The sequence below is a fragment of the Flavobacterium piscisymbiosum genome (assembly GCF_020905295.1).
Classification (GTDB): domain Bacteria; phylum Bacteroidota; class Bacteroidia; order Flavobacteriales; family Flavobacteriaceae; genus Flavobacterium; species Flavobacterium piscisymbiosum.
This window is the reverse complement of the sequence record NZ_JAJJMM010000001.1, coordinates 4966091-4988092: the sequence shown is the minus strand read 5'-3', so window position 1 is coordinate 4988092 and position 22002 is coordinate 4966091. Positions and strand designations below refer to the sequence as shown.

Sequence of the window (22002 nt, the reverse complement as noted above, 5' to 3'; positions counted from 1 at the left end):
TTTTTTGAAAGTTGAAAACCATAAACAGAATAGATAATGAAAAAAACACATTTTAGTCTTGTATTATTTTTAATGATTTTTAATTTTTTACAAGCCCAGAATACCCCAAAAGGAACTCCGCCCGTTATTGCCGACAAAGATTTAACAGCTTATTTATTTGTGTACTTTACAGGAAATTCGGTTGAGGAAGAAGCAGTACGATACGCCATAAGTGCCGATGGTTATCATTATTATCATTTAAATAATAATAAACCGATTATTGACAGTAAAGCGATAAGTTCAACCGGAGGCGTTCGTGATCCGCATATTTTGCGTGGCGATGATGGTAAAACATTTTATATGGTCCTGACCGATATGACTTCATCAAAAGGCTGGGACAGTAACCGCGCCATGATTTTACTAAAAAGTACCGATTTGGTAAAATGGGAAAGCAATGTTGTAAATATTCAAACAACTTTTCCTGGAAATGAAAACCTGAAACGTGTTTGGGCACCACAAACTATTTATGATGCTAAAGCAGGGAAGTATTTAATTTATTTCAGTCTGCAATACGCCGGAGGTCCTGATAAAATTTATTACGCTTATGCGAATAAGGATTTCACTGCTCTGGAAAGCGCTCCAAAATTATTATTTGTGCCAAAATCAGAGAGAGCTTCTATTGACGGAGATATTATCGAAAAAGACGGCGTATATCATCTTTTCTATAAAACCGAAGGCGGAAAAGCCGGAATAAAAGTAGCCACAACAACAGATTTAACTTCAGGAAAATGGACAGAAAACGACAATTATCTGCAACAAACCCAAGATGGGGTAGAAGGTTCAAGCGTTTTTAAACTCAACAATTCTGATGATTATATCCTGATGTACGACGTGTATACGAAAGGGAAATATCAGTTTACCAAAACCAAAGATCTGGAGAACTTTACAGTAATTGATAATGATATTTCGATGGATTTTAATCCGCGTCACGGAACCATTTTACCTATCACACGTTCTGAGTTGAAAAGGCTTGTGGCCAAATGGGGAATGCCGGAGAAATTTCCAAAAATAAATAATAATCCCGTTCTCGAAGGGTATTATGCTGATCCTGAAATTTTATATTCAAATAAAACTAAGAAATATTATATCTACCCAACCAGCGACGGATTTGACGGTTGGTCAGGAAATTACTTTAAAACCTTTTCATCAGATAATTTAACCGACTGGAAAGATGAAGGAATTATTGTAGATCTTAGAAAAGATGTAAGCTGGGCCAACAGAAATGCCTGGGCGCCTTGTATTGTTGAGAAAAAGATCAAAGGAAAATACAAGTATTTCTATTATTTTACAGCAGCTCAAAAAGTAGGAGTAGCTTCATCAGATAATCCTACAGGACCTTTTACAGACAGCGGAAAAGCTTTGGTAAACACAAGACCCGAAGGTATAAAAGGTGGTCAGGAAATCGATCCGGATGTTTTTACAGATCCTAAAAGCGGTAAAAGTTATTTGTACTGGGGTAATGGATATATGGCTGTAGCCGAATTGAATGCCGATATGATTTCGCTTAAAGAAGGAACTACAAAAGTCATAAAAGTTGATAAAACGTATCGTGAAGGAACGTATGTTATTTACAGAAACGGACAATACTATTTCTTGTGGAGTGAAGACGATACCAGAAGCCCAAATTATAAAGTAAGATACGGAGTTTCGAAATCGCCTTTGGGGCCAATAGAAATTCCAGAAAACAATATTGTCATACAAGGAAATCCTGGTGAGGGAATTTATGCAACGGGACATAATTCGGTTTTGCAGATTCCAAATAAAGATGAATGGTATATTGTTTATCACAGATTTTCATATCCAACAGGAATAAAAATGGGAGATGCCGGCGGTTTTCACCGTGAAGTTTGTATCGATAAACTAGAGTTTAATCAGGATGGGACTATTAAACAAGTAACACCAACTCATTTGGGTATAAACGCAATTAAATAATTTTATATATTAATTTTGGTCAGTAAGGGCTATTTCTTTTGATAGAAATAGTCCTTATTTTTTTTTGTATCAATTTGAAAAACATATGCATTACAAAAATGAAGTCATAAATTAAATTCTCACGTTTAAGGATCGAATAAGAATTAAAAATTTACATTTTAGATTTAATTACAACTTTTAGTTATATTCTATAAGAGGGTTTGTAAGAAAAAAAAACGAGATAATGCGTAATATTGCGGAGGTGAGGAATTGCTTTAAAAATAATTATAATCAGATAATTTTTTTAAGTTTTTTCAATTCTTCACGACAGTGAATTTATGTTTTTCTTAATCCCCCAAATTATTATGTTCTTTACCCTTACTCAAGATCAAGTTCAATTTCAATATGGATCAAATCGATGGCAATACAGCTATAATGAGATTGTAGAACTTGGTTTACTTAAAAAAAAGAAGTCTTTTCTTCTTGAAAATTGTGCTTTTATAGCAGTAACAGCTTTGGCGTATTACTGTATGGTTTTCTCCAATTTATCTGAGTTGTATTATATAGGACCTACCTTATTACTCTATACAATTCTAATTATTTTGAGATTTCATAACGACATCGAATTTGAATATTATGTCATTGTGAGAGACATTTATAAAAAAGAAACCAAAGTAAAAATAAACGGTGTAGATCGTCCTGTAATAGGAAAACAGATTGATCATTTTTTAAATCTCAATTTCAACCGATTGTTACAGAAAACAAAAAAGAACCTATAAAATAAAGCAATGTTATTAGGAATTTCCCTTTACGATTTAGTTATGATAGCAGTGGCTATTTTATATGGTTTTTTTATTACCACTAAAAAAAAATGAACACATACTACTACAGTAACCCTACTATTGAGGTAGTATGATATTAAACATTAAATAGTATAGCTGTAATACTAAAAGTTTAGTACCGGTCAGTTTTAGCTATACAAAATCCCCCAATGAAATTATGACCTCTTCAATAAAAAATAAAATTAAAAGCATTCGAGAATTAAAAAATTATACGCAGGAATATATGGCAGATCAACTAGGAGTTACACAGGCAGGTTATAGTAAAATTGAAAAAGGAAAGACCATTCTTTCTTATGTAAAATTAGTCGAAATTGCCCGTATTCTCGAAGTTAGTGTAGAAGATGTTATTAGTTTTGACAGCCAGAGATATTTTAATAATGTCAATAAAGTCAGAGGAAACAATAACGGAAGTATTCAGATTAACTCAGATAACAGTGCCACTCTTAAGGTGCTGTATGAAGATAAAATAAAACTTTTAGAAAAATTACTACTTAAAACTGAAGAAGAATTATGTCGCTACAAAGACAGATTCGGACAAATTTGAAGTATCCGTAACTACGGTTTTATTTTGAGTTTATTTTACCAAAAGGGTGTATGAAATTTTTCAGGCACCCTTTTTTATTTTTACATTAAAAAATCACTAAAAGTGGGTATTGTGTATTCTGTAAAAGCGGTATAATTTGGTTGGAATATTTTTTTTAAGAAATGAAAGCAAAATTAAACCTAATTGTTCTCCTATTGCTACTTTGTAGCTGCACAAACAATACTTTTTCAGGTTATGTGTACGATTATGATAGTGAACAGCCCATTATAAATGTACAAATAGATAGCAACGGAAATAAAACCGAAACAGATAGCACAGGATACTTTATCTTAAAAGTTAGGCCAAATAAAATGTGCAAAATAGTTTTAAGAAAGGAAGGTTACTCTTCAAAAAAAGTCGAACGAAAACCGGATTCGCTTGGATTATTTTCAAAAACGAACCTTAAGGATGTTAAGATTTATTTGTTTGAGAAGAACAGCGATTTTTCTGAGTAGAGACAATTGCAAAGCCTAAAAAATAGGATCATAAAAAAACGGGGTCGCATAACCCCGTTTTTCTATATTATAAAAATAAATTATACTGTTTGATCATCTGTAGTTGCCTCAGCTGCATTTGTTTTTACTGATGCAATTCCGTTATCTCGCGCGCTTGTACTTTCATACATTTCGCTTGATCCAATGATTTGACCATTGCTGGCTTTTAAATTGAAATACGGTTTTCCGCTTTTCGATTCCAGTTTATCAAACTTAGAGTCATCTTTAGAATTTGTTTTCACAGATTCGATTCCGTTAGTGCAAGCAGCTTTAGTAGTATAACCTTCACTGGTTAAAATAGTCTGGCCGTTACCTGCTTTTAAATTAAATTGGAATTCACCATTGGTTCTTTTGGTAATCACAAATTTTCCCATGTAGTTTTATTTTAGTTAAATATTATTTATTTTGCTTCAGATAAAAATACAAAATTGCATCATATAAATCATACAAATAAAAAAAATAATTGATTCTATGGAAGTTACTAAATGGTAAGTTCTGGTTTAATTAATTCCCCATTCTAAAATCGGTCACACTTTTTTGATCTAACGTAATGTCTTCAAAAACACTTTGAGTTCCTTTGTCAACAGGACATTGCGTACTAATTCCAACCCAGATTGTTTTAGGATAATTGTTTTTATACAAACGAACCATTTGCCAGTTTTTTTTATCCAAAGAATAATAGCTGGCTACTGTTTTGGTATCCGATGATATTTTCATGTAAATCGTTGGGGCCGTCACAACATCATGATTATTATCGTCAGAAGTTCCAATCGTGCGTACCGTTACCACTCGATGATTGCCGCGTTCGTCTTGTTCGAAACAAAATTTTTGATAGAAATTATCATTCACATAAATATATAAAACACCCGCATTATACAATCCTTTCTCTGTAAATTCAGGCGTTACTTTAGCTATTAAAGTAAAAGGTTTGGTATTATCGACTTTTGATAATAAAATAGGAGCGGTGTTGTTGGATAATTCGCCATTAGGATCTGAAAAATAATCTTTCTTTTCGCCTGCGCGGAAAATTACTTTGCCATTTGCATCGGCTTTTGCCAAAGTATCAGCGCCATTAATAGATTTAGTAAAATGAATATTAGCAAGTTTAATATCGCAGGGACTGCCGTTTACAAAGGCAGAATCAGTTTTTTGGCTGTTTTTTGAAGTTACTTCTGATACTTCTTTTTGGTTATTGTTTCCGCAGGCCGATAATAAAGTTAAGCCGGATAAAATGCAGAAAACATAAAATTTTGATTTCATAAAGTGCTTTTTTTAAATAGAAAAATTATATTTTAGTTTATCAAAAATACCACCGCTTTCCAGAAGCCACAATACGTAAAATTAACCATTTTTAATCCTGTTTATGTCAAATGTATCCGTCGAGAATCAATTATCAGCCACTTTATTAGAACAAACATTTTCGATAGAAGAATGCAATGATATAGAAACCTTCAAAAAATTAGTAGCAGGTTATGTAAGCCTCGATCAGTGTGTGGCCGTCTTATCAGATTTTCAAGCCGATTGCAGTTATATTTACGCCGGTAATTTCGGAAAAGTATTTGGTTTACCGGCTGAAAACTCTGTGATCGATTCTGCCTTCGAAGAATGTATCTTCACCAAAATTCATCCCGACGATTTAATCGAGCGCCATATCTTGGAACTGAATTATTTTCAATACCTAAAAACACTGCCTTATCAGGACAGTCATAAATACAGTACTTCAAGCCGTATTCGTACTCAAAATACATTGGAGAATTGTGCCTACATCAATCATAGAACCATTTACTTAAAAAGCTTTAGTAACGGAAGTATCTGGCTGGCGTTATGTCTTTATTCACCGTCGGCAGATATTCAGCCCCGTTTAGGAATCGACGGTAAAATAGTCAATATTGAAACGGGTGAGATTATTTCGATCGAAAAATACAAACATTACCAACAAACCCTGCTTTCTAAAAGAGAACTCGAAATCCTGACGCTTTTGGCCAAAGGAAGCAGCAGCCCCAATATTGCAACACTACTAAATATTTCGGTTTATACAGTTCGCCGCCACAGACAAAATATAATCGAAAAAATGAAAGTCGCCAATACAACCGAAGCGGTAAAAACAGCGATGGTTATGGGAATCATATCGATTTAAATGTCATGGTTAAAAATATTTTTATTGAGTTAATACTTTAAGGCGTTTAAATCTTCGGCAAAAAAATAATTAGTTATTTTTGTTAAGCACGATTTAGTAGTATGAAGGAAATAAGCGAGATTCTAAAAGCACATTCCCAGGCAAAAGCCGCCGGAAAAAAGACAGCACTTGCCACCGTGGTAAAGGTCGAGGGTTCGTCGTACCGTCAGCCCGGAGCACGTATGCTTGTTACTGAGGATGGTTTGCTTACAGGCGCCATTAGCGGAGGCTGTTTAGAAGGTGATGCATTGCGAAAAGCGCTTCTTTCCATCCATCAGCAACAAAATAAATTGATTACTTATAATACAAGTAATGAAGAGGATAGCGAAGTAGGTTTGCAATTAGGATGTAACGGAATTGTGCATATTCTTTTTGAATATATTAATGATGAGGTAGAGAATAATCCGATACAGCTTTTGCAGCAGTTAGAACTGGAACGAAAAGATGCTGTCGTAGCAACCGTTTTTTCATTAAAAAGACAAGCAATTCAGCAAGGAACAGTACTGTTTTACAGAGAAAATCAAGAACCAATTTACAGCAGTAATAGGACACTTAATATTCTGCAAGATGCAAAAGAGGCATTGAATAACAAAACAACATTAATAAAAAAACTTCACGATGATCAGGAGAATGAGGTTTTGGCAGATTATATAAATCCTCCCGTTTCTCTGGTAATTGTTGGAGCAGGAAATGACGTTCAGCCATTGGTAAAAATGACTTCTTTATTAGGTTGGGAAATTACCATTGGCGAAGGCCGAGCAACACATGCTACAAAAAAAAGATTTCCGGAAGCCAAAAATGTATTTGTTGTAAAACCGGAACAATTACTGGAAAATATTATTATCGACGAACAGACTTATTTTGTCCTGATCACGCATAATTATAAATATGATTTGGCTGTTTTAAAACTTCTCATAAAAATCAATTGTAATTATATTGGAATTTTAGGTCCAAAAACAAAACTCAATCGTATGCTCGATGATTTGAACAATGAAGGCATACAATTGACAGAAGAAAAATTAAACATCATTTACGGCCCAATAGGACTTGATTTGGGAGCAGAAACATCAGAAGAAATTGCCTTATCGATCGTGGCTGAAATAAAAGCGGTAATGAGCGGTAAACAAGGGACTTCATTAAAATATAAAACAGAAAAAATACATACTGCAACCAATACATCTTGTTTAATATGAAAGAGATAACTGGAATTGTTGTTTTAGCAGCAGGAAGTTCTTCAAGATTAGGACAACCCAAACAATTGCTTTTGTATAAAAATACTTCTCTTTTAAAAAACACAATTTCCCAAGCTTCTCAGGTACCAAATACTGCAATCATAGTCGTTACCGGATCGAATCATGAACTAATCGAAAAAGAAATTACTGATTCCGAAATAAAAACAATTTTCAATCCTGATTGGGAGTTGGGAATGGCATCTTCTATAGCAACAGGTTTAAACGAATTGTTACGCTTAAATCCTGATATCCAAAAATGCATTTTTACGGTTTGCGATCAACCCTATATTACAACTATAGTGTTTGAGAATTTGATAAAAGAACATCAAAAAAAAGCAAAAGGAATTGCCGCCTCTCAATACGCAGCAACCTTAGGAACTCCGGTACTCTTCCATAAAAAATATTTCACCGAATTACTACAATTAAAAGGTCAGGAAGGCGCAAAAAAAATCATCAATAGATTTTTAGAAGATACTGTTGCAGTTCCTTTCGAAAAAGGCAATATAGATATCGATACTATTGAGGATTATAATGAGCTTATTTCTTAAAGAGGTTCAAAGGTTCAAAGGAACAAAGGTTCAAAGGAACAAAGGTTCAGAGGGAAAATAGGAAAAATTTCTAAAATACAATTTCGTTTCGAAATATTGGTGTAAATTTACACCAATTTAAAATTATTGCTATGACACGACAAAGTATATCATTAACTGCACCGAATGAGGAGTGGCTTAAAAATCAGGTTAAAGCAGAAGAATTTAGCAGTAAAAGTGAAGCTATTAATTATTTGATCAAACAAGCTCGTACACAAGATGAGTATTATGAGTTTGTAAGAGCCAAAATAGATAAGGGCGAAAAAAGTGGTTTTGCAAAAAAACAAACAAGAGAAGAAATGTTAGCAGAATTCAGAGAAGGTCTTCCTAATGTATAATTATTTTTTAAGTAAAGAAGCTAAAGAAGATTTACGAAGAATTTATTATTATTATTATTATTATTATTATTATTATTATGGAGTTGGTAAGTTTGGCGTTAATCAGGCGGATAGCTATTTTAGTATGTTCTATGATTGTTTTGATAGAATAGAGGAAAATCCTTTTTTATCTCCATCAGCCGACCACATCAGAAAAGGCTATCGTTATTGTGTTTGTGGAGTTGATACGATCTACTATCAAATCATAGATAAAAGAATAGAGATTATTACCATTATTGGAAGGCAAGATTTTTAATAGAAGTTATTTGATATGAGCTATTCAAATCTTCTCGACTTGGCGATAAATTATTAAACATTAAAAAAATCTTAATGTCTTCGCGCCTTTGTGGCAAAAAAAACATGTCGCTCCGCTGGAGCTTTTTTTCAATATTTAAATTATTAGCTATAAATATACCGCTTCTCCGAAGCTTTAAAAAAAAAGAAACTTTGCTACTTAGCAAGAAATTATAAGCTTAAGAAATAAAAACCTTTGCGACTTAGTGCCTTCGTGGCAAAAAAACTAAAGCTCTCTTACCAAAGCACAAACCCTCTCAATAGTAACTAAAATTTCTTCTTCAGTAGTAAATTTCCCTAGACTAAAACGAATCGAACTCAAAGCATTTTCATCAGATAAACCCAAAGCCTTCAATACATGCGAAGGTTCGGATGTAACAGCAGAGCAGGACGAACCATTCGAAACCGAAATATTTTGCAAAGCCAGAATCAGACTTTCAGAATTCACTCCCGGAAAGCAAATATTCGACGTATTGTATATTCGGTTTTTTGTATTTCCGTTTACAAACGATCCTTCAATTTCTAATAAAGATTTTTCAAGACGATCTCTAAGTTTTTGTATTCTTTCCTGATCTGTTTTCATTTCAGCTTGGGCAATTTCACAAGCTTTTCCAAGACCAATAATTCCGGAAACATTTAGTGTTCCGCTGCGTAATTTGCGTTGTTGTCCGCCGCCGTGTATTTGTGGGGTTAATTTTAATTTCGCTTTCGCGGAAAGATACAAAGCGCCTACACCTTTTGGTCCGTAAAATTTATGTGCCGAAAGGGCCAAAAGGTCAATCCCTGATTTTTGCACATCAATAGTCATTTTTCCAACAGCCTGAGTAGCATCACACATAAAAAGAGCCTTTTTCGAATGAACTATTGCGGATATTCTATCAATATCCTGAATCACACCAATTTCATTATTCACCATCATTACAATAACCATTAAGGTATGATCGGTAATAGAGTCGTTTAAAAGCTGAAGATCTAAAACCCCATCAGAATCTACATGCAAGTAAGTAACCTCAAAACCAATACTTTCCATAAATTGACAGGTATCCAGAACAGCTTTATGCTCTGTACGAACCGTTATAATATGTTTCTTGCTTTGATTTGCGAGTCCTTTTATAGCTAAGTTGATTGATTCTGTTGCGCCCGACGTAAAAATGATTTCTTCCGGAGTTGCCCCAATCTGGTTCGCAGTTTGCCACGCAGCATTTTCGACAGCTTCATTTACGGTTAATCCTGCTAAATGACCACTACTGGCATTCGCATACGAATGGATAAAATAAGGAAGCATGGCATCAAGTACACGTTCGTCAAGTTGGGTAGTAGCGTTATTATCGAGGTAAATGGTTTGCTGTAGGGACATTTTTTAATTCTTAATAAAGTAAAAATACAATTTAGTAATTTAAATCTAATTTTTTTAATGATTCTAAATTGTATTTAAAATGGTGTTTATGTGAATTTTGTAATTTTTTGTCGCATAGGATTCTTAAATTTGTTAGGAGTAACATTAGATTTTACTAATTTAAAAACAGTATGCATGGCTGCCAAGAGAACAATTAAAAACAAAGCAGTAGAAGAAGAATCGAGTTCTTCACGTCGCGATTTTATAAAAAAATCCGGATTATTTACTGCACTTGCTTTGACACCGCCTTCATTGGTGATGGCTTCTGATAATAAATGGGATGAAAAAATCGCAGAATATTTAGAGACCGTTCCGTTATCGCTTGAAGTAAACGGCATAAAGCACAATCTAAATGTAGAGCCCAGAACCACGCTGCTTGATTTATTACGAGAACAATTGTTACTTACCGGAACCAAAAAAGGCTGCGATCATGGGCAATGCGGCGCTTGCACCGTTCATGTAAATGGCACCAGAATATTATCTTGCCTTTCATTGGCATCCATGCAGCAAAATGCTCAGGTAACCACCATCGAAGGACTTTCAAAAGGGAAAAAACTACATCCCATGCAGGAAGCTTTCATTAAAAATGATGGTTTTCAATGTGGCTATTGTACCCCCGGACAAATTATGTCAGGTATAGCCTGTATCAAAGAAGGTCATGCCAACAGCAGAGAAGAAATTAGGGAATATATGAGCGGCAATATTTGCAGATGCGGCGCTTACCATAATATTGTCGATGCCATTATAGAAGTTAAGGAAGGAGGGAAGCTAGTATGAAAAACTTTCAGATTATAAGAGCATTATCATCAAAATCAGCAGTAACTACTATTGCCAAAGAAAACTCAGCCATGTTTATTGCCGGAGGAACCAATCTGGTCGATTTGATGAAAAAAAATGTTGTCGCTCCTGATAAACTTATAGATATTAACGGAGTAGATTTAAAAAAGATAGAATTCCTGACAGGAAAAGTTTCAATTGGCGCAATGGCCAAAAACAGTCAGGTTGCCGAAGATAAAATAATACAAGAAAAATATCCTTTACTGGCATTGGCACTAGCTGCCGGTGCATCGCAACAAATTAGGCATATGGCAAGTGTAGGAGGAAATATGTTACAGCGTACACGTTGTTCTTATTTTTATAATACTGATATGCCCTGCAATAAACGAACTCCCAAAAGTGGCTGCGGCGCCATTGGCGGATCTAATAGAATGCATGCCATTTTTGGTGCTTCGGATAGTTGTATTGCCGTGCATCCCAGTGATATGTGTGTGGCACTTGCAGCTTTAGACGCTACTGTTTTTGTTGAAGGCCCTAAAGGAAAAAGAGAAATTAAGTTTACTGATTTTCATAGGCTTCCAGGCAATATGCCTGAAAAAGACAATACACTTGAAAACAAAGAAATCATTACTTCAATCGAGATTCCAAATAATAATTTTGAGAAGAACAGTCATTATTTAAAAGTTCGCGACAGAACCAGTTATGCTTTTGCATTAATATCTGTTGCCGTAGGTTTAGATATTCAAAATAATACGATTAAAGATGCAAGGCTTGCAATGGGAGGCGTGGCGCATAAACCATGGCGACTCACAGAAGCAGAAGAATTTTTGAAAGGAAAGACAGTTTCTGAAACCACATTCAGGCAAGCAGCTGATTTGGCCATGCATGGCGCAAGAGGTTACGGTGATAATGATTTTAAATTAACACTGGGACCAAACGCCATTACTGAAGCATTAACGATAGCAGCATCTAAATAATTTGAATTATGAGCAAGACAAGTAATATAAACAGAGTTGACGGATTTGCTAAAGTAACAGGTTCAGCCACATATTCAGCCGAGTATAAAACTCCGGGCGTTGCTTATGCATGCCTCGTAGGAAGTACGATTGCCAAAGGAAGAATTAAAACTATTGATACTAAAAAAGCCGAATGGGCGCCGGGAGTTTTAGCAGTAATCACACATCTTAATGTAGACAAACCTGCTGGATACGAACAACCTAAAAAACGCGATAACTTAGGTCAGCCACTTCAAATTTTTAAAGATGATTCGGTTCGTTATTATGATCAGCCCATTGCTTTGGTAATTGCAGATACTTTTGAGCGTATGCAATATGCTGCCAGTCTGATCAAAGCAGATTATTTAAAAGAAGACCATTCTACAGAACTTGAAAAAGTAAAAGATAAAGGAAAAACTCCGGAACGTGCAAAAGATTATCACCGTGGCGTTGAGGACGGCTATAAAAATGCAGAAGTAATTCTTGAAGAAGAATATACTATACCAACAGAGGTGCATAACCCAATGGAGCTGGCTAACATCATTGCCAAATGGGATGGAAATAAGCCTACACTTTACACCAAAAGTCAGGGTGTAGAAGGAACACGCAGAAGTGTAGGAGATGTATTTGGGATTCCTGCCGCAGATGTATCTGTAAATTCAGAATATCTGGGAGGTGCTTTTGGTATGGGACTACACACCTGGCCTTATGAAATTGCAGCTCTTATTGGTGCTAAAAAAATAAACCGCCCTGTAAAACTGGTATTGCATAGGGAACAAATGTTTACCAATGTTGGTTTTCGACCTTATACGATTCAGAAAATGGGTCTTGGTGCCACCAAAGAAGGCAAACTAACAGGACTAACGCATGAAGCTATCGCCATGACGTCGAGTTATGAAGATTTTATGGAAGGTACCGTAAACATGTCCCGATTTATTTATGATTGTGCCAATGTTTCAACGCGATATCGTATTGTTCCTCTTGACACTTGTACGCCAATCTGGATGCGTGGTCCGGGAGAAGCAACAGGTTCTTTTGCCTTAGAAAGTGCTATGGACGAGTTGGCTCATAAATTAGATATGGACCCAATTGAGTTTCGTAAACTGAATTATGCCGAAAAAGATCTCGAACAAAATAAACCATGGAGCAGCAAATATCTTCTGGAATGCTACGAAGGCGGTATGGAACGCATTGGCTGGAAAAACCGTAAAAACAAACCAGGATCTGTTCGTGAAGGCGAATGGCTCGTAGGTTACGGAATGGGAACCGGAACTTTTGGCTGTTATAGAAGTCCTACTTCTGTAAAAGCAAAATTTTTAACCAATGGCACGTTGGTTCTGCAATGCAGCGTAAACGATATGGGACCCGGAACAGCCACTATGATGACTGCGATTGGTGCCGATGTAACTGGAATACCAAGTGAAAATGTGATTATCGAAATGGGAAAAAGCGGTCTTGCAAAAGGACCAACCCAAGGAGGTTCAGCAACCACTTCATCTGTAGGGTCAGCGGTCAACGATTCCTGCCAGTTATTAATAACAAAAGCTATTGAACTGGCGAGTAAATCAGAGGCGTTAAAGAATGTGCCTATTACCGATCTGGCGTTTGCGAATGGTTCAATAACTTCAAAAAAAGACAGTTCGAAAAGAGTTTCTTTAGTTGAGGTATTGAATGCAAATAAATTAGAAGAATTAGTAGTAGAAAATGAATCGAAAGCTTCAGAAGAGGCCAAAAAATATTCGATTTATTCTTTCTCTGTACATTTTGTAAAAGTATTGATAAATCCAAATCTTGGAAAAATCAGATTGGCACATGTGGTTTCCTGCGCTGATATTGGAACTGTAATCAACCAGAAAACTTCGGCAGGGCAAATGTATGGCGGAGCGGTAGGAGGAATCGGAATGGGATTGATGGAATCGCTAGAAATCGATCACAGATTTGGTCGCCCCATAAATAATAATTTTGCCGATTATCATGTTCCCGTAAATGCCGATATTGAAAAACAGGAAGTATTTTTTGTCAATAAAAAAGATCCAATTAGTAACCCAATGGGAACAAAAGGACTTGGAGAAACCGCTTTGGTAGGAATGGCTCCGGCAATTGCCAATGCAGTTTTTAATGCAACAGGAATACGCGTCAGGGATTTACCTATTACATTAGATAAAATATTAGAATCTTCTGTAGCAACTGCTTAAGATTTTTATCAATATAAAAAAGCTTTTCATTGTGCTAAATTTGCTCGAAAAGTCGCGAAGACGCAAAGTTTATGCCCAATTTTGAATTGCCTCCGGCTTTAGCTGGAGGTTATATAAATTTAAGATGAAGGTCTTTAGCCAAAATGAGAATTTTTGGCTAAAGACCTTTTCTGATTCTATAAAGAACCTCCAGCTAAAGCCAGCGGCTAGTCGATCAATAGGAGCTTAAAAAACTTTGCAACTTTGCGTCTTTGAGAGATTCAAAAAACTTCACTAAAAACAGCTTATAAAATAAAATACCTTCAAGATATAATTTCTTAAAGGTATTTTTTATCATATAAAATAAATCACTTCTTATTAAAAGCCGGTAAAATATATTTCTGAATCAATTCGTCGCTTGGTGATTGCGCATTATAATTTCCGCCAGTAATAACCGTAATCATATTTTGTTCTTCCCAAATATAAATTTTCTGACCGCCATTTCCCTGAGCCGCTTTTCCGTTATAGCGAACACCATCAACAGTTATGTATTTAAGCCACCACAGATAACCGTAATTTACGCCTTGTACAACAGAATGTTTGGTAAGTGATTCCTCAACCCAATTTTTAGAAACGACTTGTTTACCGTTCCAAACACCTTTATTAAGATAAAGCATTCCAAATTTTGCCATGTCCCTGGAGTTTAAATATACCTGACAAAAAGTTTCGGCACTTGAAGCATCAGGTTTAAAATTCCATTTAAAATTTTTAATTCCAAGATCTTTAAAAAGAGTTTGTTTGGCAAAATCAGGCAAAGGCATTTTGGTTGCTCTTTCGATAACTTTGCCTAAAGTTATAGGATTACCGGAGCAATACATTCCTTTTCCGCCAGGCACATCAATCATGGGTAAATCTAATGTAAACTGAATCCAGTCATCAGAATAATTCATGGTAGTTTCATTCCCTTCAGATTTTGGATTACTCACATCACAATCCAATCCGCTCTGATTGGTCAGCAGGTTTTCAATTGTAATTTGCTTTTTATCTTCGGTCAGGTTTTTAAAAGTATAATCCGGAAAATAGGAGAGAACCGTTTCATTTTTATCTTTAATATATCCTTTATCAATGGCAATTCCGGTCAGGGCCGAAACAAAACTTTTTGTAGCAGAGCGAAGTTCGTGAAGCTTGGTTTTGTTGTTGTCATAAAAGTATTCTTCAAAAACTAATTTTCCATCTTTTATAATCAAAACACTATGAACGTTAGCATAAGTACCGTTAACGATTTTCTGCATCATTTCGCTTAATAATGCTTTGTTTAATCCGGTATTATCGATGCTCCCGGTGACTAAGCCATCAGTTTCTTTTTTGGGTTGCTGATACGTATATTGATAATCTTTTGAGGCATTCAATCTTGGATACCACATTTCTTTAGGGAAATTCACTTTTTTATTAATTAAATTAAAAGTCTTTCCATCAGAAGAATATCCCGTTATTACCGAAGATGTATTCCTTACAAACGTCACTTTTTCTTTCGACATATTCAAAAAAACATCTTTTTCAGAAGGTTTCAGAGAATATTTACTTTCATTAATAATCGCATACAAAATAGTGTCTTTAGGTGAAGCTGCTATTTGTAACGTGGTGTTTTTTTCATATTCATAAACACCTTCGTAATCTTTTAATTGGTCGTAGGTAATTTTAAATTTTTGTTGAGAATAGCCATAATAAACAGGCAATAAAAAAAGCAGCAGTAAATATGATTTTTTCATTATGTTGGTTTTTAGGTTAGTTATAGTATAGTTGACCATGGCTATTAAACAAAAAAAGAGACACTATTTTTTATTTAGTGTCTCTTAATATTTTGTTTCAATTGTAAACAATTATTTAACCGTAATAGGCAATTCAACAGTTGTTTTGTCCCAGCCAATTACCAGATTTGCTACAGAATCTTTACTGGTAAAAGCGATTGATAAAGCTTCGATTACTTCAGATACTGGTTTTACAGGAACCGAAACTCTCACAACATCTTTGCTTTCGTCGTAAGCATAACCTCCCCATAAATCAAGCTCTTTATTAATGATGATCGTCCATTTGTCTTTTTCAGGAATTGCAAATAAGCTATAAGTACCAGCTGCAACTTTTTTGCCACCAATTGTTACTGCTTTGTAGAATTTGATTTCTGTATTTTCGTTTGCACCAACTCTCCAAACTTCGCCAAATTTTACAATATCACCAAAAATTGTACGCCCTTTTGCAGAAGGTCTTGCATAAGTAACTTTTACAACAGGATTTGGATTATCAGTTTTTTTGAATTTAACTGACTTGTTTGGGAAATAAGAAATATCAACCGGACTTGCATCAAGCGGAGCAAATTTTACTACTTCCTGAGCTTGAACTGTAAAGGCAGCAAACAAAGTAACTACCATTAAACTTAATTTTTTCATAGAATTACAATTTTTAGAATAACTACAAAGTAAGTTAATAATGAATAAAAATCATATCATTACAGTTTGTTTTTTGTTAATGAATTGATAATAGTGCTTAATTTTTATTTTCTTTTTTCTTCTTGGCGTACCAATCCTGCATGATATAAAAAGCTTTCTTCTTTTCACCGTCATTCGAAATTAGACCTTTACGATTGTAACCGTCCTGAATTTCCGGAAGCAATCTTTTTGGAGATCTGAAATCTACCAGAATCCACGGACTTAAACCGCTAAGATGAGGTATTTTTTCGATCATTTTCAGGTTCTGAATGTATAAGTATTCTTGATATTCCTCTGTCCAGCGTTCGTTTTTTTCTCCGTGAAAACCAGCTTTGGCATCTCCTCCAAATTCAGAAACAATTACTGGTTTGTTGTAAGGTGTGTCCCAAAAAGTTTTTTCAGCGTTTTCTAAATTTCCGCCATACCAACCCAAATATTGATTGAAAGCAATAATATCAAGCGATTTACCAATTTCATCATCGATCATTCCAACGCCTTTTACATTATGAGTCAATAATGCAGCGCTGATTAATCTTGTATTGTCCAGTGATTTTGTATGTACCACCAAATTTTTCAGAAACGTATTTCTTGCATCAGAAATTGGCGTTTCATTCGCCATCGACCAAATAATAATACTGGCTCTGTTTTTATCTCTTGTAATAGCCGCTGTCAATTGATCTTGGGCATTTTTATATGTTTTTTCGTTGGTGAATTCCACCGTCCAGTAAACCGGAATTTCTTCCCAAACCATTAATCCTAGTTTGTCGGCAAGTCTGATAATGTTTTCATTATGCGGATAATGTGCCAGACGAACATAGTTACAGCCCAATTCCTGAGCCCAGTTTAATAAACGCAAAGCATCTTCTTCTGAGTTGGCACGTCCGCCTTTTGCATTTTCTTCGTGAATGGATATTCCGCGCAAGAAGATCTGTTTTCCGTTTAATAAAATTTTGTCTTCCTGAGTTTCAATGGTTCTAAAACCAATATTATCTTTTAGTTTTTGTCCGTTAAAATCAATTACAACATCATATAATTTTGGATTTTCAGGCGACCAGTAAGAGATTTTCTTAGCAGGAATTTCAAAATTTACAATTCCGTCAGCACCTACTTTTCCTTTATAATTAATTTTCAATTCCGGAATCGAAATAGCCACTTGATTTTGTGCCGGATTGAAATTGTTGATTTTTACAAAACCAGAAATCAAAGCCGCATTTCCTTTTTTAAGCTGAATATTATAATCTTCAATAAACGATTCATTCTCTTCGATTAAAGTAACATCGCGCGTGATTCCGCCATAATTCCACCAATCGGTATTCACAGTCGGCACATCTTCTTTATGGCGAGTATTATCAACTTTTACCACCAAATAATTGTCTTTTGGTTTTACAATCGAAGTTACTTCATAATTAAAAGGCGTAAAACCACCTTCGTGAGTTCCTAGTTTTTTTCCGTTTAAATAAACATCCGCTTTATAATTAATTGCTCCAAAATAAACAAAAAGACGTTTTTTATCCTTTAATTCATAATCGAATGATTTCTTGAACCAAACATTTCCTTCGTAATATTTAAGTTCCGGAACCTGCGAATTCCAATCTCCCGGAATATTTATTTTTGCCGATTTGTCAAAATCATATTCTACCAGTTCCTGCTTGTTTGCAGCATGATAATTATTAAAAAAAGCACCATTTGAGGGTTTTGCCTGTTTATCGTATTGATCGAGGTGAAAGCTGTAAAATCCTGTTTGATAAGGATCAATAATATAATTCCAAACCCCGTTTAAAGAAGTTGTGGTTCTGTTTGGAACATTCGAGATTAAATTTTGTGCCTGCCCGATAAAAGCAGTTGTTAGTAGTAATAAGGTAATTAGTTTTTTCATTCTTATATTTATTTTTGATCATTTTATATTTTGGATAACTACTTATCTTTTCCGGATGAAGTAGTGAATTCTTGTATGCTAAAATCCGAGAATCGCATTGTTTCATCTTTCATATTAGCAATATCTTTCAAACTGCGATACATTCCCCACTTAGGTCTAATGAAAGAATTATCAGCGCGAATCGTTTGAATATTTGAATTGCTATAATTCATCAAAGTAGTTCCGTCACTTACTTTTTTTATAGTTATGGCATAAGTTCCTTTTAAGCCCACTTTAATAGTTTCTGTTGCTTCAACCCAGGTTCCTTCAAACAAAGACATATCTACTGTTTGATATTTTATCATTTTTGTAGCTTCGTCTTTAACATAAATGAGTTCGAGTTGGTTAGAACCGTTTGTCATTTTTCTTAAAGTCAAAGTAAACAAAGGATTGCCCGCATCGCCATTGACCGCTTTAATCTGATGAATATGGATAAAATCCTTAGTAGGCTTAAATCCTTTAGGTATTTTAAAACGCCATTTGTATTGCACCGTTTCGCCAGTTGTTCCTTTTAAATTATCAGGAGAAGGTTCGAATGATTTTATTTCGACACGCTGCCTGTCCGTTTTACCTTTTACAGGTTCATTGTCCGGAGGCGTGTTCGTAACATGTAGATTAAATTCAAAAACATATTTCTTCAAATCATCATCATAAACTTCCGTAATATGCTTTCCAAAGTTGGGATGAATAACATCTGGAGCTTCTACGGAACCATTTTGCGTTCCAGGCGCCAATGCTTTTGTAATTAATTCATAAGTGCCAAGTCCGTTAGGGCCATCAGCATTTAAAGTTACTTGTGCATTGGTTATAAAAGTGGTCATTGCTAAAGCAAATCCGTAGAAGATTGTATTTTTCATAATTGTTGATCTTTATTATTTCACGCGGAATTTTTTTATTTCACGCAGATTTTAAAAGAATTAAGCAGATGCGCGCAAATTTTTTATCATCTGACTTCGAAGTCTGGCTTGTCTTTCTAAACGAAGGATCTCCGCATTCATTTTCTCAAGCATTTATCCTCATTTTTGTCATTCTGAGGAACGAAGAATCGCACGCGTAAATCGACAAAGATTGATGAATTTGCAGACGGAGTTTCTAGTGTGATCCTTCGTTCCTCAGGATGACAAAACGATTGCAAATTCTCTAACGGATTAAAATCCGTTGCTACAAAATGAATCATTCCTCCGGAACTTTAAAAAACTTTGCGCCTTTGCGAGATTCATTCAGCGTGAAACAAAAACTTTGCGTTCCCTGCATAAACCCTTGCGAACTTTGCGGTTAAACCGTTCAGCTAATTAATTCGCAATCTTCAAATATTCCCCTTTAAAACTCTGATTCAAAGCTGTCATTTCTATAGGAATCCCAGCTCCATCAGGAACCACTTCTATCGAAGCCTTTCCATTAGCCATTTTTATAGATTCACTTCCGGTTGGAGTTCCCTGGCTTTTCATGGTTTTTCCACCTTTTAAACATTGAAAATAAACGCTTTCCTCATAATCTAAACAACGTAAATAGTTGTTGTCAATTGCAATTGCCGTTACCAAATAATTGCCGTTTTTTAATTTCTCTGATGACAATTGTAAAGAAGTTGCTGTATCATTTTTATTAAAACGATAATTTACTTTGATCGTATCCGAAACTTTTTTCCCGTCTTTTGTTTCTCCAACTGCGATTAAAATATTTTCATCTTTAAAGAAATTCACATCCCAAGTTAAGCCATTTGCGGGATAAAGCGAAAGGTTTCTTTGTTTTTGTCCCAATGATTTCCCCTGATGAAATAAAGTAACCTTTTCGCAATTACTAAAAACACTCAACGTTCTTGGTGTATTTTCGGGACCTTGACGTTCTGTCCAGGTATGCGATTCGATGTAGGTAAAAGGCTCAGTGCTCCAATAACTTTTAAAAACATAATAAGCATCTTTTGGATTTCCGTTACGATCGACAAGTCCTTTTTGATTCATGTACGGAATATCATCTTCCGGGCGCAATGGCGTTGCAAAATCCTTAAATGCCCACTGAATATTACCCACAAACATTGGATCATTCTCAGATATATGCAAGTGCCAGTCGAATAAATCAACGATATAATTCTCGCTCCAATCGCCAATTTGGGCAATATTGGCCACTTTGGTTTGTACAATTGCTTCTTCCCAACCATCAGATTTTATAATATTTTCTCCCGTTATTGGATTTTCGCTATGACGGCCTACGTGACTGTCTCCGCCATATTCGGCGTGAATAAAATGCTTGTATTCTTTTTTGTAAACATCAATTGCTTTCTGGTAATTTTTATAACTTCCGGAATACCATCCCGACCAGATCGAAGGGGAGAAGACATCAACAATTTTCGAACCTTCATAATACTTTCTAATCGCGGTTTTTCGAGTTGGATCCATTTTATGTGCGATGTCGTTTAGTTCCGTTAAAAACACATTGGTTCTTTCTGTGTTATCTCCGTCAGGAAAATCAGGAAGCCAATTCATTTCGTTACCCAACGACCAGATAATGATACTCGGGTGATTGTAATTTTGATTGATGATTTCGGCCAGCATATTTTTGGTATTCGTTTGCCAAAGTTCACCGCCAATTCCGCCACGGCACCAAGGCAATTCATCCCAAACTAATAAACCCAGTTCATCGCAGGCCTTGTAAATTTCAGGATCTTGAGGATAATGCGCCAAACGAACAAAATTAGCACCCATTTTTTTAATCGATTCCATATCAGCACGATGTTGTTCGTTGCTCATCGCAGCGCCAACTCCCGCTTGTTCCTCATGACGATGTGTACCGCGAATGAGTAATCGTTTTCCGTTAAGGTAAAAAGGACCGTGGTCTTTAAACTCAAACCATCTGAAACCCACTTTTTCGTTTACGCTGTCTTTGATTTGATTTTTCTCTGATAAAAAAGCAGTCACTTTATATAAATTAGGTTTCTCCGTATCCCATAATTCAGGATTTTTAAGATTCTCGAATTTAATAGTGGTTGTTTTATCTAAAACCGGAATCGTTTTACTCGCAATCTTTTTCCCTTTCGGATTTTTAAGAATTACCGTTAATGATAAATCTTTTGAATTTTCAGAATTTAAAGTTGAAGCCACAATATTTAAAGAAGCTTTTTTTGCCGAAACCTCAGGAGTTGTAATTTTTAAATTTTCGATATGATTTTTGTATTTAGACAATAACCAGACATCGCGCGTTATTCCGCCATAAATATAGAAATCACTTTTTTGCGACGGGATAATTTCAATATCATAACTGTTATCGACACGAACAAAGATTTCGTTGTTTCCTTGCTTGATAAAATGAGTGATATCAATAGTAAAACCAATATATCCGCCAATATGGCCTCCTGCTTCTTTACCGTTTACATATACTTTTGTGGTTACATTCGATCCTTCAAAATATAAATAATAAAGCTGATCTTTATCGATAGAGTCAATGTTCAGCTTTTTTTGATACCAGCTTGCATCGCGTCTATAACCCGGATTAAGATCGGTTGCGTCTTCGGCATTCCAGGTATGCGGTAAGTTTAATGGAATCCAATTAGTGGCTTTTTGTGCTTCGCTAAGACTTGGAGTGTGATTTTCCAGATATTGCCAATTTTCATTGATATTCATTTTTGTCTGAGCAAAACTGCTGCTCAGACAAATCTGAAAAAAAACAAAAAGTGCAAAAGTATAAAATGTATTATTTTGGTACGGTGACGTATTCATAGATTGTAAAGCTTTTT

The 22002-nt window shown here is 35.1% G+C and carries 21 protein-coding genes; 12 read left to right on the top strand and 9 right to left on the bottom strand.

Annotated elements, in window-relative coordinates:
* Nucleotides 1–36: 36 nt before the first annotated feature.
* The 4 genes from LNP81_RS21320 (at nucleotide 37) to LNP81_RS21305 (ending at nucleotide 3830) form a co-directional block, all read left to right on the top strand.
* Nucleotides 37–1971 (top strand): glycoside hydrolase family 43 protein, encoded by a 1935-nt coding sequence (locus LNP81_RS21320; protein ID WP_230039310.1) that lies wholly within the window; start codon nucleotides 37–39, stop codon nucleotides 1969–1971.
* Nucleotides 1972–2315: 344 nt separating this feature from the next.
* Nucleotides 2316–2729, top strand: a complete 414-nt coding sequence (locus LNP81_RS21315; protein ID WP_230039309.1) for a hypothetical protein — start codon at nucleotides 2316–2318, stop codon at nucleotides 2727–2729.
* Between the two features lie 220 nt (nucleotides 2730–2949).
* The gene (locus LNP81_RS21310; RefSeq protein ID WP_255700761.1) at nucleotides 2950–3336 is read left to right on the top strand and encodes a helix-turn-helix transcriptional regulator; all 387 of its coding nucleotides are present in this window, start codon (nucleotides 2950–2952) and stop codon (nucleotides 3334–3336) included.
* 161 nt (nucleotides 3337–3497) lie between these two features.
* Entirely contained in the window at nucleotides 3498–3830 is a 333-nt protein-coding gene (locus LNP81_RS21305) for a carboxypeptidase-like regulatory domain-containing protein (protein WP_230039307.1), read from the top strand.
* A gap of 80 nt (nucleotides 3831–3910) precedes the next feature.
* Here the strand turns inward: LNP81_RS21305 and LNP81_RS21300 are convergent, their stop codons facing one another.
* Together LNP81_RS21300 and LNP81_RS21295 are read right to left on the bottom strand one after the other, a co-directional pair.
* Nucleotides 3911–4243 (bottom strand): YegP family protein, encoded by a 333-nt coding sequence (locus LNP81_RS21300; RefSeq protein ID WP_230039306.1) that lies wholly within the window; start codon nucleotides 4241–4243, stop codon nucleotides 3911–3913.
* A gap of 130 nt (nucleotides 4244–4373) precedes the next feature.
* Nucleotides 4374–5129 (bottom strand): DUF1349 domain-containing protein, encoded by a 756-nt coding sequence (locus tag LNP81_RS21295; RefSeq protein WP_230039305.1) that lies wholly within the window; start codon nucleotides 5127–5129, stop codon nucleotides 4374–4376.
* 103 nt (nucleotides 5130–5232) lie between these two features.
* Here LNP81_RS21295 and LNP81_RS21290 point away from each other — a divergent pair, with 103 nt between their 5' ends.
* From LNP81_RS21290 to LNP81_RS21270, 5 genes are all read left to right on the top strand, one after another.
* Nucleotides 5233–6006: a response regulator transcription factor gene (locus LNP81_RS21290; protein ID WP_230039304.1), complete on the top strand. Its 774-nt coding sequence runs from the start codon at nucleotides 5233–5235 to the stop codon at nucleotides 6004–6006.
* 101 nt (nucleotides 6007–6107) lie between these two features.
* Nucleotides 6108–7238: an XdhC family protein gene (locus tag LNP81_RS21285; RefSeq protein ID WP_230039303.1), complete on the top strand. Its 1131-nt coding sequence runs from the start codon at nucleotides 6108–6110 to the stop codon at nucleotides 7236–7238.
* On the top strand, nucleotides 7235–7825 hold the full coding sequence (locus LNP81_RS21280; protein ID WP_230039302.1) for a nucleotidyltransferase family protein: 591 nt from the start codon (nucleotides 7235–7237) through the stop codon (nucleotides 7823–7825). The genes LNP81_RS21285 and LNP81_RS21280 overlap by 4 nt, the downstream gene beginning before the upstream one ends.
* Before the next feature lie 131 nt (nucleotides 7826–7956).
* Entirely contained in the window at nucleotides 7957–8202 is a 246-nt protein-coding gene (locus LNP81_RS21275) for a ribbon-helix-helix domain-containing protein (RefSeq protein ID WP_230039301.1), read from the top strand.
* A complete protein-coding gene (locus tag LNP81_RS21270; RefSeq protein WP_230039300.1) occupies nucleotides 8195–8497 on the top strand; it encodes a type II toxin-antitoxin system RelE/ParE family toxin in 303 nt (100 codons plus the stop codon). Before LNP81_RS21275 ends, LNP81_RS21270 begins: the two co-directional genes overlap by 8 nt.
* Before the next feature lie 264 nt (nucleotides 8498–8761).
* Here LNP81_RS21270 and LNP81_RS21265 read toward each other — a convergent pair whose 3' ends face one another.
* On the bottom strand, nucleotides 8762–9892 hold the full coding sequence (locus LNP81_RS21265; protein ID WP_230039299.1) for a cysteine desulfurase family protein: 1131 nt from the start codon (nucleotides 9890–9892) through the stop codon (nucleotides 8762–8764).
* A 174-nt stretch (nucleotides 9893–10066) separates the two neighbouring features.
* On the opposite strand from LNP81_RS21265, the gene LNP81_RS21260 reads away from it, so the two are divergent.
* The 3 genes from LNP81_RS21260 to LNP81_RS21250 are packed head-to-tail and all read left to right on the top strand — an operon-like array spanning nucleotide 10067 to nucleotide 13898.
* A complete protein-coding gene (locus LNP81_RS21260; protein WP_230039298.1) occupies nucleotides 10067–10708 on the top strand; it encodes a (2Fe-2S)-binding protein in 642 nt (213 codons plus the stop codon).
* Nucleotides 10705–11685, top strand: a complete 981-nt coding sequence (locus LNP81_RS21255) for an FAD binding domain-containing protein (protein ID WP_230039297.1) — start codon at nucleotides 10705–10707, stop codon at nucleotides 11683–11685. Before LNP81_RS21260 ends, LNP81_RS21255 begins: the two co-directional genes overlap by 4 nt.
* A gap of 8 nt (nucleotides 11686–11693) precedes the next feature.
* Entirely contained in the window at nucleotides 11694–13898 is a 2205-nt protein-coding gene (locus LNP81_RS21250) for a xanthine dehydrogenase family protein molybdopterin-binding subunit (protein ID WP_230039296.1), read from the top strand.
* Nucleotides 13899–14245: 347 nt separating this feature from the next.
* Here LNP81_RS21250 and LNP81_RS21245 read toward each other — a convergent pair whose 3' ends face one another.
* The 6 genes from LNP81_RS21245 to LNP81_RS21220 form a co-directional block, all read right to left on the bottom strand.
* The gene (locus LNP81_RS21245) at nucleotides 14246–15646 is read right to left on the bottom strand and encodes a serine hydrolase domain-containing protein (RefSeq protein ID WP_230039295.1); all 1401 of its coding nucleotides are present in this window, start codon (nucleotides 15644–15646) and stop codon (nucleotides 14246–14248) included.
* Between the two features lie 111 nt (nucleotides 15647–15757).
* Nucleotides 15758–16321, bottom strand: a complete 564-nt coding sequence (locus LNP81_RS21240) for a DUF2911 domain-containing protein (RefSeq protein ID WP_230039294.1) — start codon at nucleotides 16319–16321, stop codon at nucleotides 15758–15760.
* A gap of 97 nt (nucleotides 16322–16418) precedes the next feature.
* A complete protein-coding gene (locus tag LNP81_RS21235; protein ID WP_230039293.1) occupies nucleotides 16419–18236 on the bottom strand; it encodes a glycoside hydrolase family 2 protein in 1818 nt (605 codons plus the stop codon).
* 38 nt (nucleotides 18237–18274) lie between these two features.
* Entirely contained in the window at nucleotides 18275–19132 is an 858-nt protein-coding gene (locus LNP81_RS21230; RefSeq protein ID WP_230039292.1) for a heparin lyase I family protein, read from the bottom strand.
* 137 nt (nucleotides 19133–19269) lie between these two features.
* Nucleotides 19270–19452 (bottom strand): hypothetical protein, encoded by a 183-nt coding sequence (locus LNP81_RS21225; protein ID WP_230039291.1) that lies wholly within the window; start codon nucleotides 19450–19452, stop codon nucleotides 19270–19272.
* 115 nt (nucleotides 19453–19567) lie between these two features.
* The gene (locus LNP81_RS21220) at nucleotides 19568–21985 is read right to left on the bottom strand and encodes a glycoside hydrolase family 2 protein (RefSeq protein ID WP_230039290.1); all 2418 of its coding nucleotides are present in this window, start codon (nucleotides 21983–21985) and stop codon (nucleotides 19568–19570) included.
* Nucleotides 21986–22002: the final 17 nt, after the last annotated feature.

Excerpts from the sequence above, each read along its gene's own strand:
- LNP81_RS21220 (WP_230039290.1), bottom strand. The coding sequence starts at position 21,985 with ATGAATACGTCACCGTACCAAAATAATACATTTTATACTTTTGCACTT.
- LNP81_RS21265 (WP_230039299.1), bottom strand. The coding sequence starts at position 9,892 with ATGTCCCTACAGCAAACCATTTACCTCGATAATAACGCTACTACCCAA.
- LNP81_RS21270 (WP_230039300.1), top strand. The coding sequence starts at position 8,195 with ATGTATAATTATTTTTTAAGTAAAGAAGCTAAAGAAGATTTACGAAGA.
- LNP81_RS21315 (WP_230039309.1), top strand. The coding sequence starts at position 2,316 with ATGTTCTTTACCCTTACTCAAGATCAAGTTCAATTTCAATATGGATCA.
- LNP81_RS21225 (WP_230039291.1), bottom strand. The coding sequence starts at position 19,452 with ATGATTCATTTTGTAGCAACGGATTTTAATCCGTTAGAGAATTTGCAA.
- LNP81_RS21250 (WP_230039296.1), top strand. The coding sequence starts at position 11,694 with ATGAGCAAGACAAGTAATATAAACAGAGTTGACGGATTTGCTAAAGTA.
- LNP81_RS21240 (WP_230039294.1), bottom strand. The coding sequence starts at position 16,321 with ATGAAAAAATTAAGTTTAATGGTAGTTACTTTGTTTGCTGCCTTTACA.
- LNP81_RS21320 (WP_230039310.1), top strand. The coding sequence starts at position 37 with ATGAAAAAAACACATTTTAGTCTTGTATTATTTTTAATGATTTTTAAT.
- LNP81_RS21305 (WP_230039307.1), top strand. The coding sequence starts at position 3,498 with ATGAAAGCAAAATTAAACCTAATTGTTCTCCTATTGCTACTTTGTAGC.
- LNP81_RS21280 (WP_230039302.1), top strand. The coding sequence starts at position 7,235 with ATGAAAGAGATAACTGGAATTGTTGTTTTAGCAGCAGGAAGTTCTTCA.
- LNP81_RS21290 (WP_230039304.1), top strand. The coding sequence starts at position 5,233 with ATGTCAAATGTATCCGTCGAGAATCAATTATCAGCCACTTTATTAGAA.
- LNP81_RS21235 (WP_230039293.1), bottom strand. The coding sequence starts at position 18,236 with ATGAAAAAACTAATTACCTTATTACTACTAACAACTGCTTTTATCGGG.
- LNP81_RS21260 (WP_230039298.1), top strand. The coding sequence starts at position 10,067 with ATGGCTGCCAAGAGAACAATTAAAAACAAAGCAGTAGAAGAAGAATCG.
- LNP81_RS21275 (WP_230039301.1), top strand. The coding sequence starts at position 7,957 with ATGACACGACAAAGTATATCATTAACTGCACCGAATGAGGAGTGGCTT.
- LNP81_RS21255 (WP_230039297.1), top strand. The coding sequence starts at position 10,705 with ATGAAAAACTTTCAGATTATAAGAGCATTATCATCAAAATCAGCAGTA.
- LNP81_RS21230 (WP_230039292.1), bottom strand. The coding sequence starts at position 19,132 with ATGAAAAATACAATCTTCTACGGATTTGCTTTAGCAATGACCACTTTT.
- LNP81_RS21285 (WP_230039303.1), top strand. The coding sequence starts at position 6,108 with ATGAAGGAAATAAGCGAGATTCTAAAAGCACATTCCCAGGCAAAAGCC.
- LNP81_RS21245 (WP_230039295.1), bottom strand. The coding sequence starts at position 15,646 with ATGAAAAAATCATATTTACTGCTGCTTTTTTTATTGCCTGTTTATTAT.
- LNP81_RS21300 (WP_230039306.1), bottom strand. The coding sequence starts at position 4,243 with ATGGGAAAATTTGTGATTACCAAAAGAACCAATGGTGAATTCCAATTT.
- LNP81_RS21295 (WP_230039305.1), bottom strand. The coding sequence starts at position 5,129 with ATGAAATCAAAATTTTATGTTTTCTGCATTTTATCCGGCTTAACTTTA.
- LNP81_RS21310 (WP_255700761.1), top strand. The coding sequence starts at position 2,950 with ATGACCTCTTCAATAAAAAATAAAATTAAAAGCATTCGAGAATTAAAA.